This window comes from Streptomyces sp. NPDC059989, from assembly GCF_042736975.1.
Lineage (GTDB): Bacteria > Actinomycetota > Actinomycetes > Streptomycetales > Streptomycetaceae > Streptomyces.
The window spans coordinates 147,852-162,344 of record NZ_JBHWUO010000009.1 but is presented as its reverse complement, the minus strand read 5'-3'; the positions used below and the strand labels follow the sequence as shown (position 1 = coordinate 162,344).

General features: G+C 72.7%; 12 protein-coding genes. 10 read left to right on the top strand and 2 right to left on the bottom strand.

The window, feature by feature from the left end:
* Positions 1–5 precede the first annotated feature (5 nt).
* Positions 6–422: a DUF5997 family protein gene (locus tag ACFWBN_RS10895; protein ID WP_385173900.1), complete on the bottom strand. Its 417-nt coding sequence runs from the start codon at positions 420–422 to the stop codon at positions 6–8.
* 58 nt (positions 423–480) lie between these two features.
* Between ACFWBN_RS10895 and ACFWBN_RS10890 the strand changes: the two genes are divergently transcribed.
* The 4 genes from ACFWBN_RS10890 (at position 481) to ACFWBN_RS10875 (ending at position 4,561) form a co-directional block, all read left to right on the top strand.
* The gene (locus tag ACFWBN_RS10890) at positions 481–1,284 is read left to right on the top strand and encodes a LysR substrate-binding domain-containing protein (protein WP_385173896.1); all 804 of its coding nucleotides are present in this window, start codon (positions 481–483) and stop codon (positions 1,282–1,284) included.
* 84 nt (positions 1,285–1,368) lie between these two features.
* Positions 1,369–2,496 carry a PP2C family protein-serine/threonine phosphatase gene (locus tag ACFWBN_RS10885; RefSeq protein ID WP_385173893.1) on the top strand — a complete coding sequence of 376 codons (1,128 nt, stop codon included), beginning with the start codon at positions 1,369–1,371 and terminating at the stop codon, positions 2,494–2,496.
* Positions 2,497–2,533: 37 nt separating this feature from the next.
* On the top strand, positions 2,534–2,905 hold the full coding sequence (locus tag ACFWBN_RS10880; RefSeq protein WP_385173890.1) for a VOC family protein: 372 nt from the start codon (positions 2,534–2,536) through the stop codon (positions 2,903–2,905).
* A gap of 168 nt (positions 2,906–3,073) precedes the next feature.
* Positions 3,074–4,561, top strand: a complete 1,488-nt coding sequence (locus ACFWBN_RS10875; RefSeq protein WP_385173887.1) for a cellulose binding domain-containing protein — start codon at positions 3,074–3,076, stop codon at positions 4,559–4,561.
* Positions 4,562–4,629: 68 nt separating this feature from the next.
* On the opposite strand, the gene ACFWBN_RS10870 is transcribed toward ACFWBN_RS10875, so the two are convergent.
* A complete protein-coding gene (locus tag ACFWBN_RS10870) occupies positions 4,630–5,766 on the bottom strand; it encodes an FAD-dependent monooxygenase (protein WP_385173884.1) in 1,137 nt (378 codons plus the stop codon).
* A 199-nt stretch (positions 5,767–5,965) separates the two neighbouring features.
* Between ACFWBN_RS10870 and ACFWBN_RS10865 the strand changes: the two genes are divergently transcribed.
* From ACFWBN_RS10865 to ACFWBN_RS10840, 6 genes are all read left to right on the top strand, one after another.
* Positions 5,966–6,967, top strand: a complete 1,002-nt coding sequence (locus ACFWBN_RS10865; RefSeq protein WP_385173880.1) for a TetR/AcrR family transcriptional regulator C-terminal domain-containing protein — start codon at positions 5,966–5,968, stop codon at positions 6,965–6,967.
* Between the two features lie 81 nt (positions 6,968–7,048).
* A complete protein-coding gene (locus ACFWBN_RS10860; protein WP_385174083.1) occupies positions 7,049–8,287 on the top strand; it encodes a serine hydrolase domain-containing protein in 1,239 nt (412 codons plus the stop codon).
* Between the two features lie 104 nt (positions 8,288–8,391).
* Positions 8,392–10,023, top strand: a complete 1,632-nt coding sequence (locus ACFWBN_RS10855; protein WP_385173877.1) for an AMP-binding protein — start codon at positions 8,392–8,394, stop codon at positions 10,021–10,023.
* A gap of 146 nt (positions 10,024–10,169) precedes the next feature.
* A complete protein-coding gene (locus ACFWBN_RS10850) occupies positions 10,170–10,913 on the top strand; it encodes a carbonic anhydrase (protein WP_385173873.1) in 744 nt (247 codons plus the stop codon).
* A gap of 75 nt (positions 10,914–10,988) precedes the next feature.
* Positions 10,989–12,104 (top strand): alpha/beta hydrolase, encoded by a 1,116-nt coding sequence (locus ACFWBN_RS10845; protein ID WP_385173870.1) that lies wholly within the window; start codon positions 10,989–10,991, stop codon positions 12,102–12,104.
* A 223-nt stretch (positions 12,105–12,327) separates the two neighbouring features.
* Positions 12,328–14,427: a SpoIIE family protein phosphatase gene (locus tag ACFWBN_RS10840; protein WP_385173868.1), complete on the top strand. Its 2,100-nt coding sequence runs from the start codon at positions 12,328–12,330 to the stop codon at positions 14,425–14,427.
* The last annotated feature ends 66 nt before the right edge of the window (positions 14,428–14,493 follow it).

Sequence of the window (14,493 nt, the reverse complement as noted above, 5' to 3'; positions counted from 1 at the left end):
GCGGGTCAGGAACGCGGGTTGCGGGCCTGCTCGGCGGCGCGCGCCGCGTCCTCGGCGTGCTTCTCCTTGATGCGGACCGCTTCCTTGCGGACCTCGGCCTGGGTGGCACGCTCCTTCTGCAGCCACTCGGGAGCTTCCTGCTTCAGCGCCTCGATCTGCTCGGTGGTGAGGGGCTCGGTGACTCCGCCGCGGGCGAGGCCGGCGATGGAGACGCCGAGCTTGGCCGCGACCACCGGGCGGGGGTGCGGGCCGTTGCGCCGCAGATCCTGGAGCCACTGGGGCGGGTCGGCCTGCAGCGCACTCAATTCACTGCGCGAGACGACACCCTCCTGGAACTCTGCGGGGGTGGCCTCGAGGTACACGCCCAGCTTCTTCGCCGCGGTTGCGGGCTTCATAGTCTGGGTGTTCTGGTGCGACGTCATGGTGTCAAGAGTATCGAGCGCGTGCGCTACCTCCGACCACGACCGGTAACCTGGCGGGGTGACAGGCTCGGAAGTACCCCATTCGTTCCGGCTCGCTTATGTCCCCGGCGTGACCCCCACCAAGTGGATCCGGATCTGGAACGAGCGGCTGCCGGACGTTCCGCTGACCCTGGTCGCGGTGTCGCCCACCGAGGCCTTCGGCGTGCTGCGCGACGGCGGCGCCGATGCGGGATTCGTCCGGCTCCCGGTGGACCGCGACGACCTCAGCGCCATCCCCCTCTACACCGAGACCACGGTCGTGGTGATCCCCAAGGACCACCTGGTCGCGGCGGTCGACGAGGTGTCCACCGAGGACCTGGCCGAGGAGATCGTGCTGCATCCCCTCGACGACACCCTGCCCTGGGAGCGCCTGCCCGGGCAGCCCGCGATCGAGCGGCCCGCCACGACGGCGGACGCCATCGAGCTGGTGGCCGCGGGGGTGGGCGTGCTCGTCGTCCCGCAGTCGCTCGCGCGCCTGCACCACCGCAAGGACCTCACCTACCGGCCGGTCTCGGACGCCCCCGAGTCGCGCGTCGCGCTGTCGTGGCCGCAGGACGAGACCACGGACCTGGTGGAGCAGTTCATCGGCATCGTCCGCGGACGGACCGTCAACAGCACCCGCGGCCGGCCGCAGACTCCGGAGCAGCCGAAGGCCACCGCCAAGGCGAAGGCCAAGGCGAAGGCGAAGCGCCCGGATGCGGGCGGCGCGCAGCGGAAGCCCGGATCCGGCAAGGCGGCCGGGAAGTCCACGGGCAAGAACCCGCGCGGCGGCTCCGGCGGCCCCAAGGGCGGCAAGAGCGCCAAGCCGCGCCGCCGCCCCTAGAACGGCGGAGCCGGCGGCGAGAACGCGGGCCGTCGACGGCCGGGGCTGGGGTCCCGCGATCACCTCGCGGTGTATGCAGGAGGGATGGATCTCCACCCGCCGCGCACGTCCCGCCCACGATCCCGGCAGGTGCGCCACGCACAGCTGGCGGTCCCGTTCGCGCTGATCGCCCTCGTGACGATCGTCGACGTCCTCGCTCCGCCCGACGTGCACCTCGGTCCGCTCCTGGTGGCCGCGCCTGCCGTGACCGCGTCGTTCGCCGGGCCGCGGATGACGGGCTTCGTGGGCCTGGTCGCCGTACTGGCCCAGGCGGTGGTCGCGGCGGTGCGCACCACTCTGACCGATCTGAACCACACGTTCCAGATCGGCGCGCTGATCATGATCTCGGTGTTCGTGACCTTCTTCGCCCACCTGCGCGAGGTGCACGAGAAGGAGCTGGTCCAGCTGCGCTCGGTGGCCGAGACGGCGCAGGAGGTGGTGCTGCGGCCGCTGCGCGACCGGATCGGTCCGCTGGGTGTCGCCTCCGTGTACCTGGCGGCCGCGGCCGAGGCCCAGATCGGCGGCGATCTGTACGCCGCCGCGCGGAGGGGCGGGAGCTCCCGGCTGATCATCGGCGATGTCCGCGGCAAGGGCCTGGAGGCGGTGGGGGACGCCGCGCTCGTCCTCGGCGCCTTCCGGGCCGCCGCCCACCAGGAGGCCGGGCTGCCCGGGCTGGTGGACTACCTGGAGGGCGCGGTCTCCCCCGACCTCGACGACGGCGGGGAGCGCGGCGAAAGCTTCGTCACCGCGGCCGTTCTGGACATCCCCGACGACGAGCCCGTGGTGCACCTGGTCAGCTGCGGGCATCCACCGCCGCTGGTGCTGCGCCGCGGCGGACGGGTCGAGCCGCTCGACGTGGACCAGCCCGCGCCGCCGCTGGGCCTGGCCGGGCTGGTGGGATCCGCCGCGGGCCTCCGCGCGGCGGGACCTCCCGTCACCGCGCAGACGTTCGCCTTCGAGGAGGGCGACGTCCTTCTCCTGTACACGGACGGCGTCCTGGAGGCACGCGACCGGTCGGGGGTCTTCTACCCGCTCGCCGAACGCGCGGCCGCCTGGTCGGGCCTGCACCCCCGCGCCCTGCTGGAACGGCTGTGCGAGGACCTGCTCGCGCACGCGGCCGGCAGCACCCTGGGCGACGACGCGGCGATGGTGGCGATCGAGCGCCTCGGGTAGCCGCCGCCGGCTCCGGCCCCTTTGCCACAATCGGATCATGCTGAGCATCGGAACGATCGTGATGGGCGCCGCGGACGTACGGCGGGCGGCGGAATTCTGGGGCCGGGCGCTGGGGTACGTCCCGCGCGAAGGCGAGGTCGACGACGGCTGGACCGTCCTGGTCCCGTCCGAGGGCGCCGGGCCCGGGCTGGCCCTCGGCCGCAGCACCACCCCCGTACAGGAGCATCCGCGCGTCCACCTGGACCTGTACGTCGCGGACGCGGCCGAGCAGGAGGCGGAGGTGGCGCGCCTGGTGTCGCTGGGAGCCCTGCGGGTCGACTGGGACTCCTACCCCGACGACCCCGACTTCGTGGTGCTGGCCGACCCCGAGGGCAACCGCTTCTGCGTCATCGACTCCACCCACGGCTGACCCCCCGCGGGCGCCCGGCCCGCCCGCCCCGGCTTAATGGCCGCCGATCCCTTCCTTAAGCGGAACGTAAGTTCTCGACTGCCGCCCCGAAGCGAACGAATGTCCGTTTCGGGGCGGCTAGCGTGCTGCCGCACCCCCAACTCCCCAGTAACCAGAGGCAGGCACGCGATGAGCAGCACAGGCGGGCACCGGCGCAAGGCGAGCCGTACGGCGAAGGTCACCGGCGCGATCGTGGCGGCGGCGGTGATCGGTGGCGCGGCCTTCGCGTTCACCGGAACCGCCCAGGCCAGTTCCGTCGGAGCCGTGTACACCAAGTCCAGCTCCTGGAGCGGCGGTTACACCGGCCAGTACGTCATCACCAACAACACCGGCGCGAGCCGGTCGGACTGGACGCTCCAGTTCGACCTCCCGGCGGGCACGAAGATCGACTCGCTGTGGAACGGGACCCACACGGTCGACGGGCAGCACGTCACGGTCAGGCCTGCGAGCTGGAACCGGGAGCTGGCGGCGGGGGCCTCGGTCACGGTCGGCTTCGTGACCAGCGGATCCGGCACCCCCGGTGACCCGACCGGCTGCCGTATCGACGGGCTGAAGTGCTCGGTGGACCCGGGCGCGACGGCCGGCCCGAGCGGGCGCCCCACCGCCCGGCCCACGCCCACGGCCACGCCGACCACCCCCGCGTCGCCTGCTCCGACCTCCGCGCAGCCCACCCGCAGCCCGTCGGCCACCCCGACCGCCACCCCCGCGCCGACCGCCCCGGTGGCGGGCGCGCGCTTCGCCCCGTACGTGGACACCTCGCTCTACCCGGCGTACGACCTGCTCGACACGGCGGCCACGACCGGCGTGAAGGAGTTCCACCTCGCCTTCATCACCTCCGGCGGCGGCTGCGCTCCCCTGTGGGGCGGGGTCACCGACCTGGCGAGCGACAAGGTCGCCGCCCAGATCGGCGCGCTGCGCGCCAAGGGCGGCGACGTCCGGGTGTCCTTCGGCGGGGCCGCCGGGCACGAGCTGGCGCTGAACTGCGCCACCGCCGACGCGCTGGCCGCCGCCTACGGCAAGGTGATCGACCAGTACCGGCTCACCAAGGTCGACTTCGACATCGAGGGCGCGGCCCTGCCGGACACCGCCGCCAACGCACGCCGCGCCCAGGCCATCGCGCAGCTGCAGAAGTCCCACCCGGGCCTGGACGTGGCCTTCACCCTGCCCGTGATGCCGGAGGGCCTGACCCAGCCGGGAGTGGCGCTGCTGGCCGACGCCCGGAAGAACGGGGTGCGGATCGATGCCGTCAACATCATGGCGATGGACTACGGGCCGGCGTACAGCGGTGACATGGGCGCGTACGCGATACAGGCCGCGACGGCCACCCAGGCCCAGCTCAAGGGGGTGCTCGGGCTGTCCGACGCGGCGGCCTGGAAGGCGGTCGCCGTCACGCCGATGATCGGCGTGAACGACGTGGCGAGCGAGATCTTCACCGTCTCGGACGCCACCCAGCTCGTGGACTTCGCGGCGGCGAAGGGCATCGGCCGACTGGCCATGTGGTCCTCGGCCCGGGACCGGCAGTGCGCGGCCGGGGCCGTCGGCTACGCGGACGCCACGTGCAGCTCGATCCTCCAGCAGCCGCTGGCCTTCACCAAGGCGTTCTCGGCCTTCAAGTAGCGGCTCCGGGGGTGTCCGGCGGCCCCGCCGGACACCCCCGGCCCTGTCTGCCGGGCCCCGCCGCGGGGTCAGGCGTCGAGGTCGATGGCGTTCTTGGCCCGCTCCACCGATTCCTCGGAGGCGGGTCCGCCCGCGTTCTCTGTGGCCAGGGCCTGGTTGAGCTCGACGTACGGCCGCATGCGCTCCTCGTACCGGGCGAAGGCTGCCCGGTGGTCCGCGCCCGGCCGGGGCAGCTCCTGCGCGAGGACGTGGGCACCGACCAGGGCCAGGCTCGTGCCCTGACCCGACAGCGGGGACGGGCAGTAGCCCGCGTCCCCGAGCAGCACCACCCGGCCGCGCGACCAGTGGTCCATGTGGATCTGGGCCATGGCGTCGCAGTAGAAGTCGGGCGCCTCGGCAGCGGCCTTGGCCAGCCGCTCGCCCTCCCAGCGCAGGGCGGCGGCCTTCTCGACGACCAGCTGGCGCAGCCGCTCGGGGTCGCGTCGGTCGCCGTCGAGCGGCTCGGAGGCGAAGCCGAAGGCGATCCTCAGCTCGGTGTTCTCGCGGACCGGCATGATCCCGAAGCCCGCGTCACCGTCCCGGAGCCACGTCTGCCAGTTGTCCAGCCCGAGGAAGTTGTCCGCGCCGAACACCGAGAGGTAGCTGCCGAGGTGCCGGGAGAACTGCTCCTCGGCACCGAAGACCAGCCGGCGTACCGAGGAGTGCAGGCCGTCGGCCGCCACCACCAGATCGAAGGTGCGGGAGGGGTGGTGCGCGAAGTCGACGCGCACGCCGCCACCCGCCGCCTCGCCCTCGTCCTCGTCCTCCTCCTGGGTGAGCGCCGTGATGCTGTCGCCGAAGAGGTACTCGACGCCGTCGCGGGTGTGGTCCTGCAGCAGCTGGACCAGGTCGTCGCGCAGCACCTCGATGTCGGCGCTGTCGAGCCGGCCGCTGCTGAAGGTCGCCTCGGTGGACCGGTGGACCTCGTTGCCGTCGGCGTCGAGGACCGACATCCCGCGCATCCGGGTGCGCACTTCCCGCGCCTTTTCCAGCAGGCCCATGCGGTCGACGACGTCGAGGGCGACGCCTCGGATGTCGACGGCCTGGCCGCCCCGGCGCGGGCCGGGCGCGCGCTCCACGACCGTGGGGACGAGGCCGCGGTCGCGCAGCAGCCCGGCGAGTGCGGATCCGGCGATGCCGCCGCCCGAAATGAGGACCGTCTTCATCAGAACCCCCTGTTGGATACGCTGTACGCAACTGAATGTACGGCGTACTCCGACCCCCGCCAACAGCCGTTTCCCGCTACCTGTCCTAGCTCAGGCTGTCCCGCCGCAGCCATCTGCGCTGCTAGCCTCTGCACTAGTACAGGTCCTGACGGGCCGGAAAAATAATTCGGAAAAGACCGAGGACGGAAAGGGGACCCACGTGACCGATGCGTCCGAACCGCCCTACCTGCGCATCGCGGCCGGCATCCGGCGCCGCATCCTCGACGGCGAACTCGCCCCGGGCGACCGGGTCCCCTCGACGCGCCAGATCTGCCGGGACTGGGGCGTCGCCCTGGCCACCGCCACCAAGGCGCTGACCGCGCTGCGCTCGGAGGGGCTCGTCACCACGCGCCCGCGCGCCGCGACGATCGTCGCCGGGCGAGCGCCGGTGGCAGCGGCGGAACCGGCACCGCCCTCGGTGCCGGCGCCGGCGCCGAGGGCTCCGAAGCGGAGCGGCCGTCCCGAGGCCGCCGACCAGGAGCTGACCCGCGAGGGGATCGTCCGCGCCGCCCTCGACATCGCCGACGGCGAGGGGCTGGCGGCACTGACCATGCGCGGCGTGGCCTCCCGGCTGGGCGTGGCGGCGATGTCCCCGTACCGCCACGTCGACGGCAAGGAGGAGCTCGTCCTGCTGATGGCCGACACCGCCTTCGGCGAGATGTCCTACCCCGACCCGGGACCCGAGGGCTGGCGGGCCCGCCTCGAACTCGGCGGCCGCACCATGTGGCGGCTGTACCGCAGGCATCCCTGGCTGGCGCAGCTCTCCCCGCTCAACCGGCCCCTGATGCTGCCCCAGCTGATGGTGCACGCCGAGTGGACGCTCAGCGCCCTGGACGGCCACGGCCTCGACCCGGTGACCATGTTCGACCTGCACGTGCTGCTGTACAGCTACGTCCAGGGCATCGCCGTCAACCTGGAGTGGGAGGCGCAGGCCCAGGCCTCGACGGGCCTCACCGAGGACCAGTGGCTGGACCACCAGGCCACCTCGATGCGGGCCATCACCGAGTCGGACCGCTATCCCGTGTTCACCCGAACGGTTGAATCTTTCCGCAACGGCTACGACCTGGACCTCGACGACCTCTTCGAGTTCGGCCTCCGTCCCCTGCTCGACGGGATCGCGGACATCGTCGAAGGCCGGCGGAATCCACGGAACACGCCCTGACCGCACACCCGTCGGCCGGTGGATCTTCCGTAGGGTCGGTACCCCTGCCCGGTACCCGCTGAGTCGAGGATCCACGTGTTCCTGTCCCTGCCGCTGCCCCTGAACCGACGCCTGGCCCTCGGTGCCGCCCTGCTGGCCGTGGTGGCCGGTGTGGCGCCGGTCGCCCTCACCGTCTCCACGGCCACCGCCGCCCACGCCGCCGAGGCACCGGCCGCCGATCTCCCGGCCCTGGTGCGGGCGTTGCGGAACACCACCGACGCCGGGGCGCCGGGTGCGATGGCTCGTTTCACCGGCCCCGGCGGCGTCCGGACCAGGGCGGTGGGCGTACGCGACCGCAGCACGGGCGCGGCCATGGACCCCCGGGCCCGCTTCCGGATCGGCAGCGTCACGAAGAGCTTCTCGGCCGTGGTGGCGCTGCAACTCGTCTCCGAGGGGCGGATCCGGCTCGACGATCCGGTGGGCCGGCACCTGCCGGGCCTGCTGCCGGACGACCGGATCACCGTGCGCCACCTGCTGAGCCACCGGAGCGGGCTGGCCGACTACACGGATGCCATGTTCGCCCGGACCGTTCCCGGCTTCGAGGCCGTACGGAACAAGGTGTTCGGCTACCGGGACCTGGTGGCGCTCTCGCTCCGCGAGCCGAGGACCACCGAGCCGGGGGCCTCGTACCAGTACTCGAACACCAACTTCGTGGTCCTCGGCATGCTCATCGAGAAGACGACCGGGCACCCCGTGGCCGAGGAGTACGACCGCCGCATCATCCGGCCGCTGGGGCTGCGGAACACCTCGTACGTCCACCCCGGCACGAAGATCAGGGGGCTGCACTCCCGCGGCTACCTCCACCCGGACGAGGCCGGCGGGCCCCTGGTCGACTCCACCGAACAGACGGTCTCCTGGGCGCAGTCCGCCGGGGCGATGATCTCGGACGCGGCCGATCTGAACACCTTCACCTCCGCCCTGCTCGGCGGCCGGCTGCTGCCCGCGCGGACGCTGGACCTGATGCTCACCATGACCCCGACCGACCCCACCGGCACCCGCTCGTACGGGCTGGGGCTGCGCCGCTACGACCTCTCGTGCGGCACCTCGGTGTACGGCCACACGGGCACCGTGCAGGGCTTCTACACCTACGCCTTCTCCACCCGGGACGGCCGCCGCAGCCTCGCCGCCATGGCGAACACCTCGAACCGGGGCACCGCGAACACCGCCCTCGGCGGGACCCTCGAAGCCGCGTTCTGCGGCAAGCGCTCCGCGCCGGCCGGCCCGCGCGGCTTCGCGTCGACCCCGGCGGAGGTGGACCTGCCGGAACGGCACGCGCGCTGAGCCCGCGCACCGGGGGGGGTAGCCCCCGGACCGGGCGGCGGGGATCATGAGAACACGCCGGCCCGCCGGGGCCCGCGCCCCGCCACCGAGTCCAGGAGATACGTGTGTCCTCCGCGTCGAGTTATGCGTCCGGTGTCTGCGAAGTGCCGCTGCTGGGCGACACGATCGGGGAGAACCTGGACCGGACCGTCCGCCGGTTCCCCGGGCGCGACGCCCTGATCGACCGGGCCACCGGGCGCCGGTGGACGTACGCGGAACTGGCCGCCGAGGTCGACGCGCTCGCGCTCGGGCTGCTGGACCTCGGCATCGCCAAGGGGGACCGGGTCGGGATCTGGGCCCCCAACTGCGCCGAGTGGACGCTGGTCCAGTACGCCACGGCGCGGATCGGGGCCGTCCTCGTCACCGTGAACCCCGCCTACCGCGCCCACGAACTGGAGTACGTACTGCGGCAGTCCGGGATCCGGCTGCTGGTGGCGGCGGACCGCTTCAAGACCTCCGACTACGCCGCGATGATCGACGAGGTGCGGCCGCGCTGCCCGGAGCTGGAGTTCACGGCCCTGCTCGGCGGCCCCCTGTGGACCTCCCTGCTGGAGCGCGGCCGGCAGGGCGACACGGCCGAACTCGCCCGGGCCCAGGGCTCGCTGAGCCCGGACGACCCGATCAACATCCAGTACACGTCGGGGACCACCGGCTTCCCCAAGGGTGCGACCCTCTCGCACCACAACATCCTCAACAACGGCTTCTTCGTCGGCGAGCTGTGCCACTACACCGAGCAGGACCGGGTCTGCATCCCGGTGCCCTTCTACCACTGCTTCGGCATGGTGATGGGCAACCTCGCCTGCACGAGCCACGGCGCGGCCATGGTGATCCCCGCGCCCTCCTTCGACCCGGCGGCCACGCTGGCCGCGGTCGAGGCGGAGTCGTGCACCTCGCTGTACGGGGTCCCCACCATGTTCATCGCCGAGCTGGCGGAGCCGGGCTTCGACGCGTACGACCTGTCCAGTCTGCGGACGGGGATCATGGCGGGTTCGCCCTGTCCGGTCGAGGTGATGAAGGAGGTCATCGAGCGGATGGGCATGGCGGAGGTGTCCATCTGCTACGGGATGACGGAGACCTCCCCCGTGTCGACGCAGACCCGGGCGGACGACTCGGTCGAGCGCCGGGTGTCGACCGTGGGACGGGTCGGGCCGCACCTGGAGGTGAAGGTGGTCGACCCGCAGTCCGGGCGGACCGTACCCCGCGGGGAACCGGGCGAGCTGTGCACGCGCGGCTATTCGGTCATGCTCGGCTACTGGGGCGAGCCGGAGCGGACCGCCGAGGCCGTCGATGCGGCCCGCTGGATGCACACGGGCGACCTGGCGGTCATGGGCGACGACGGCTACCTGAGCATCACCGGCCGGATCAAGGACATGGTGATCCGGGGCGGCGAGAACGTCTACCCGCGCGAGATCGAGGAGTTCCTCCACTCCCACCCGGACGTCCTGGACGTGCAGGTCGTCGGCGTGCCCGACCCCAAGTACGGGGAGGAGCTCATGGCGTGGGTGCGGATGCGCGACGGAGCCGAGCCGCTGACCGCCGCGGCCGTGCGCGCGTACTGCGACGGGCGGCTGGCGCACTTCAAGATCCCGCGCTACGTCCACGTCGCCGAGGAGTTCCCCATGACCGTCACCGGGAAGATCCGCAAGATCGAGATGCGCGAGGCCGCGGTCCGCCTGCTGGGTCTCGCGTCCGACTGATCCCGACGCGGCCCGCACGGCCCCGCCGGGGGCGACATCCGCATGTTGAGATCATCTCGCCACCATTCGGCCTGCTGCCGAGCGGATCCCGCCATTGCGGGAGGCGGATCAACACCGGTGCCCCTGGGGCGGGTTACCGTCCGGCCATGAATTCGAACACGCGGACCGCCGTCGCTCCCCCGCCCAGCCGACGCGCCCTGCTGCGCACCGCCGTGGCGGGTACGGCGGTCGCCGGCGCGGGGCTGGCCCTCGGCCCCGCCTTCCCCGCTTCCGCCGCCTCCCGGGAGGCGGACGGCGGGGAGCGGCCCACCACGCCCGCGCAGGCGCTGCGCCGGCTGGCGGCGGGAAACGAGCGCTGGCGCACCGGGCGGCAGGAGCACCCGCACGAGTCCGCGTCCCTGCGCCGCCGACTGGTCGCGGGGCAGCAGCCGTTCGCGGTCGTGCTGGGCTGCATCGATTCGCGCGTGCCTCCCGAGCTGGTCTTCGACCAGGGGCTGGGCGATCTGATGACCGTGCGCTCCGCCGGCGAGGTGCTCGACGAGGCGGTCCTGGGGAGCATCGCGTACGGGGTGCTCGAACTGCACGTACCGCTGGTGCTCGTACTGGCCCACCAGTCGTGCGGAGCCGTCGCCGCGGCGGTCCACGCCGACGAGACCGGCGAGCCGCTGCCCGCCCACATCCAGTACCTGGCCGACCAGATACGGCCGTCCATCGACCACGGCCAGCACGGCGAGGCCCGCATCGACGCCACGGTCAACGCGCACGTCCGGAGCGTCCGTGGACGGCTGGCGGCCGAGCCGGATCTGGCCGCCAAGGTGGCCTCGGGCGAACTGGCCGTGGTCGCCGCCCGCTACGAGCTGCGCGACCAGCGCGTGCGCACCCTGTCCTGACGCGGTGACGGCGGCCGCGGGAAATCCGGCCTCCCGCCCTGGAACGGATCTTGCCGGACGGCGCTCTACCCGGGCATGAGTCCTACCAGCACCGCGCTCCTCGCGATCGTCGTCCTCTGCACCGCACTGTCCTTCGCGGTCACCGTATGGCTGTGGCCACGGTTGTCGCGGAGGAGCGCGAGAGCGGTACTGGGGCGGATCGGGCTGATCCTGACCGTGCAGGTGCTGCTGTTCGCCTCGGTCGGGCTGGGTGCGAACCGGAGCTTCCTGATCTACGCGTCGTGGTCGGACCTGCTCGGCGGGAAGGGCACGGCCGGGGTCGCCGCCCCGGACGCGGACGGCGGCACTTCGGTCGTGAAGGTGCTCGGCCGGCAGCGGACGGACGTCCCCGGCGGCGGTACGCCCCAGGTGGGCGGGCAGATCGAGAAGGTCATGGTGCAGGGGCGGGAGTCCGGGATAGCCACTCCCGCCTACGTGTACCTGCCGCCGGAGTACTTCCAGAAGGGGAACGAACAGCGGAGGTTCCCCGCCGCCGTCGTCCTCACCGGCTTCCCCGGCATGGCGGAGAACCTGATCGAGAAGCTCCGCTACCCGCAGATCGCCTGGGCGCAGGCCAAGCAGAAGAAGATGCAGCCGATGATCCTCGTGATGATGCGGCCGACCGTCGCGCCGCCGCGCAACACCCAGTGCGTCGACATTCCCGGCGGCCCGTCGAGCGAGACCTTCTTCGGCACCGACCTGCCCCGGGCGATGGCCGGCACCTACCGCGTCGGCTCCTCTCCCCGCGGCTGGGGCATCATCGGGGATTCCACCGGTGGTTACTGCGCGTTGAAGATCGCTCTGGAGCATCCGGAGAGCTACGCGGCCGGCGTCGGCCTGTCGGCGGACTACAAGCCGGAGGTGGACAAGTACTCCGGTGACCTCTTCCACGGCAACAAGGACCTGGAGAAACGATCCGACCTGCTGTGGAGCCTGGACCACCTGCCGCAGGGCGCGTCCTCCTTCCTGGTGACCACCTCCCTCCAGGGCGAGGACAACTTCCAGCCCACGCAGAAGTTCATCGAGAAGGTGAAGGCGCCCGCGCGCGTCTCGTCGATCACCCTCGACCGCGGCGGACACAGCTTCAACACCTGGCTGCGGGAGGTCCCCCCGGCCCTGGTGTGGATCAGCGGGCGCCTCGCCGCCGAGTGAACCCGAGGGAAGGGATCCGCCGGGTGCCGGACCTTGGAGGTTCCTCCGATACTGCCAGGTGACACGGGGTTTTCCGGCCGTGCGGACGCGGGGCCGGGCGGGGTGGCCGGCGCCGCGGGCTGTAGGACCGCGGGTCCCGAGAGACGATGGGGGGTAGCCCCGCGAGGCTCGTCCGCCACAGGTCCCACGGCGCCGGGCCGACGGCCGGAAGGGAGCCATCGCGATGGATGCAGCCGATGCGCCGAGGGCCGACACCGACCGCGCAGGGGCCGGCCTCTCCCCGCCCAGCGGGCTGCTCGACGTCCTGAACGTGGCCGCGGTCGTCCTCGACGCGCAGGGGCGGATCGCCCTGTGGAGCCCGCAGGCCGAGCAGCTCTTCGGCTGGACGGCGGAGGAGGCACTGGGCCGCCCCGCCGCCCGGCTGCTGGCCTCCAAGGAGCACGTGGGCCTGGTCATGGAGCTGTTCGCGCGGGTGATGGGCGGGGCCGGCGACTGGGCCGGGGCGTTCCCGGTGCGGCACAAGGACGGCAGCTCCGCCCTCGTGGAGTTCCGCAACATGCGGCTGCTGGACGAGCGCGGGGACCGGTACGCCCTGGGGATCGCGACCGACCGGGCCCGGCTGCAGCACCTGGAGCGGGACCTGGCCCTCTCGGCGCGCCTGGTGGCGCAGTCCCCGATCGGGCTGGCGGTCCTGGACACCGACCTGCGGTACGTGCTGGTCAACCCGATGCTGGAGCGCATCAACGGGCTGCCGGCCGCCGCGCACATCGGCCGCCGGGTCCGCGAGGCCCTGTCCTTCCTGGACGACGCGGAGGCCGTGGAGGCCGCGATGCGGCAGGTGCTGGCCACGGGTACGCCGCTGCTGGAGCAGTTCACCGCCGGCCACACCCATGCCGATCAGCGCTCCGAGCACGCCTGGTCGGTGTCGTACTACCGGCTGGAGGACGCCGCCGGCCGGGTGCTGGGCGTGGCCACCTCGGTGGTGGACGTCACCCAGAGCCACCAGGCGGCCAAGGAGATCGGCCACAGCCGCCGCAGGCTCGCCATGATCGCGGACGCCACGGTCCGCATCGGCACCACCCTCGACCTGGACCAGACCGCCCGTGAGCTGGCCGATGTCGTCGTGCCGGAGCTGGCCGACATCGCGGCCGTGGACATCCTGGACTCGGTCCTGGAGGGCCGCCCCAGCATGGCCCAGACGTCCCGGGGACCGGCCGTCTTCCGGGCGCTGGCGGTGGCCGCGGCCTACCCCAGCGAGGCGGTGCGCGCCGCGGACCCGCCGGGTGACATCGCCCGCTACGAGGCGGACCGGCTGGTCACCCAGTCCGTGACCACGGGGCACCCGGTGCTCGTGGCCCACGTACACGCCCGGGACCTGACGCGCATCGCCCGCAACGACGACGCCGCCGCCCTCCTGGCCCGCGCCGGCCTGCGCTCCTACCTGGCCGTGCCGCTCATCGCCCGCGGCGAGGTCCTCGGGGCGCTCGACCTCAAGCGGACGCGCAACCCGCTGCCCTTCGACGACGACGACATCGTCCTGGCGGGCGAGCTGGCCGCCCGCGCCGCCGTGTGCATAGACAACGCCCGCTGGTACCGCAACGCGCACCACACCGCGCTCGCCCTCCAGCACCACCTGCTGCCGCACCACCCGCCCTTCACCCCGGGTCTGGAGGTCGCCTACCGGTACCAGCCCGCGGCGGCCACCAGCGAGATCGGCGGCGACTGGTTCGACGCCATCGCGCAATCCGACGACACGACCGCCATCGTCATCGGCGACGTCATGGGCAGCGGCATCAACGCCGCCGCCAGCATGGGACAGCTGCGCACCGCCACCCGTACGCTCGCCGAGCTGGGCCTCGACCCCGCCCAGGTGCTCCAGCACCTCGACAGCACCACCGCCGGACTGGACGAGACCATCGCGACGTGCATCTACGCCGTCTACGACCCGCACCGCTCGGAGTGCCGCATAGCCGTCGCCGGACACCTGCCGCCGGTCCTGATCCGGAAGGGCCGGGCGCCCCGGCTGCTCGACCTGCCGACGGGCACACCGCTGGGGGTGGGCGGCATCCCCTTCGAGGCGACCACGGTGCCCATGGAGGCCGACGACCAGCTGGTCCTCTACACGGACGGCCTGGTCGAAACCCGCGACCGGCCCATCGACGACCGGCTCGCCCTGCTGCTGGAGCTCCTCGCCGGCACCGGCCGGACCCTGGAGGAGACGTGCGACCGGCTCCTGGACTCCCTGCGCCACCCGGACGACCACGACGACGTCGCCCTGGTCATCGCCCGGGTCCGCCCCTTCGACGCGAGCCGGCCGGCCTGAGCCCCGAGCGTTCCCCCTGGTCAGCGGCGCTCATTGGGCTTTCCGCTGAGGGACTGCGGCGGCCCT

Bases quoted from the DNA above. Each gene is read 5' to 3' on its own strand.
- ACFWBN_RS10885 (WP_385173893.1), top strand. From the start codon at position 1,369: ATGGATCTCCACCCGCCGCGCACGTCCCGCCCACGATCCCGGCAGGTG.
- ACFWBN_RS10895 (WP_385173900.1), bottom strand. From the start codon at position 422: ATGACGTCGCACCAGAACACCCAGACTATGAAGCCCGCAACCGCGGCG.
- ACFWBN_RS10845 (WP_385173870.1), top strand. From the start codon at position 10,989: ATGAGTCCTACCAGCACCGCGCTCCTCGCGATCGTCGTCCTCTGCACC.
- ACFWBN_RS10850 (WP_385173873.1), top strand. From the start codon at position 10,170: ATGAATTCGAACACGCGGACCGCCGTCGCTCCCCCGCCCAGCCGACGC.
- ACFWBN_RS10870 (WP_385173884.1), bottom strand. From the start codon at position 5,766: ATGAAGACGGTCCTCATTTCGGGCGGCGGCATCGCCGGATCCGCACTC.
- ACFWBN_RS10840 (WP_385173868.1), top strand. From the start codon at position 12,328: ATGGATGCAGCCGATGCGCCGAGGGCCGACACCGACCGCGCAGGGGCC.
- ACFWBN_RS10875 (WP_385173887.1), top strand. From the start codon at position 3,074: ATGAGCAGCACAGGCGGGCACCGGCGCAAGGCGAGCCGTACGGCGAAG.
- ACFWBN_RS10880 (WP_385173890.1), top strand. From the start codon at position 2,534: ATGCTGAGCATCGGAACGATCGTGATGGGCGCCGCGGACGTACGGCGG.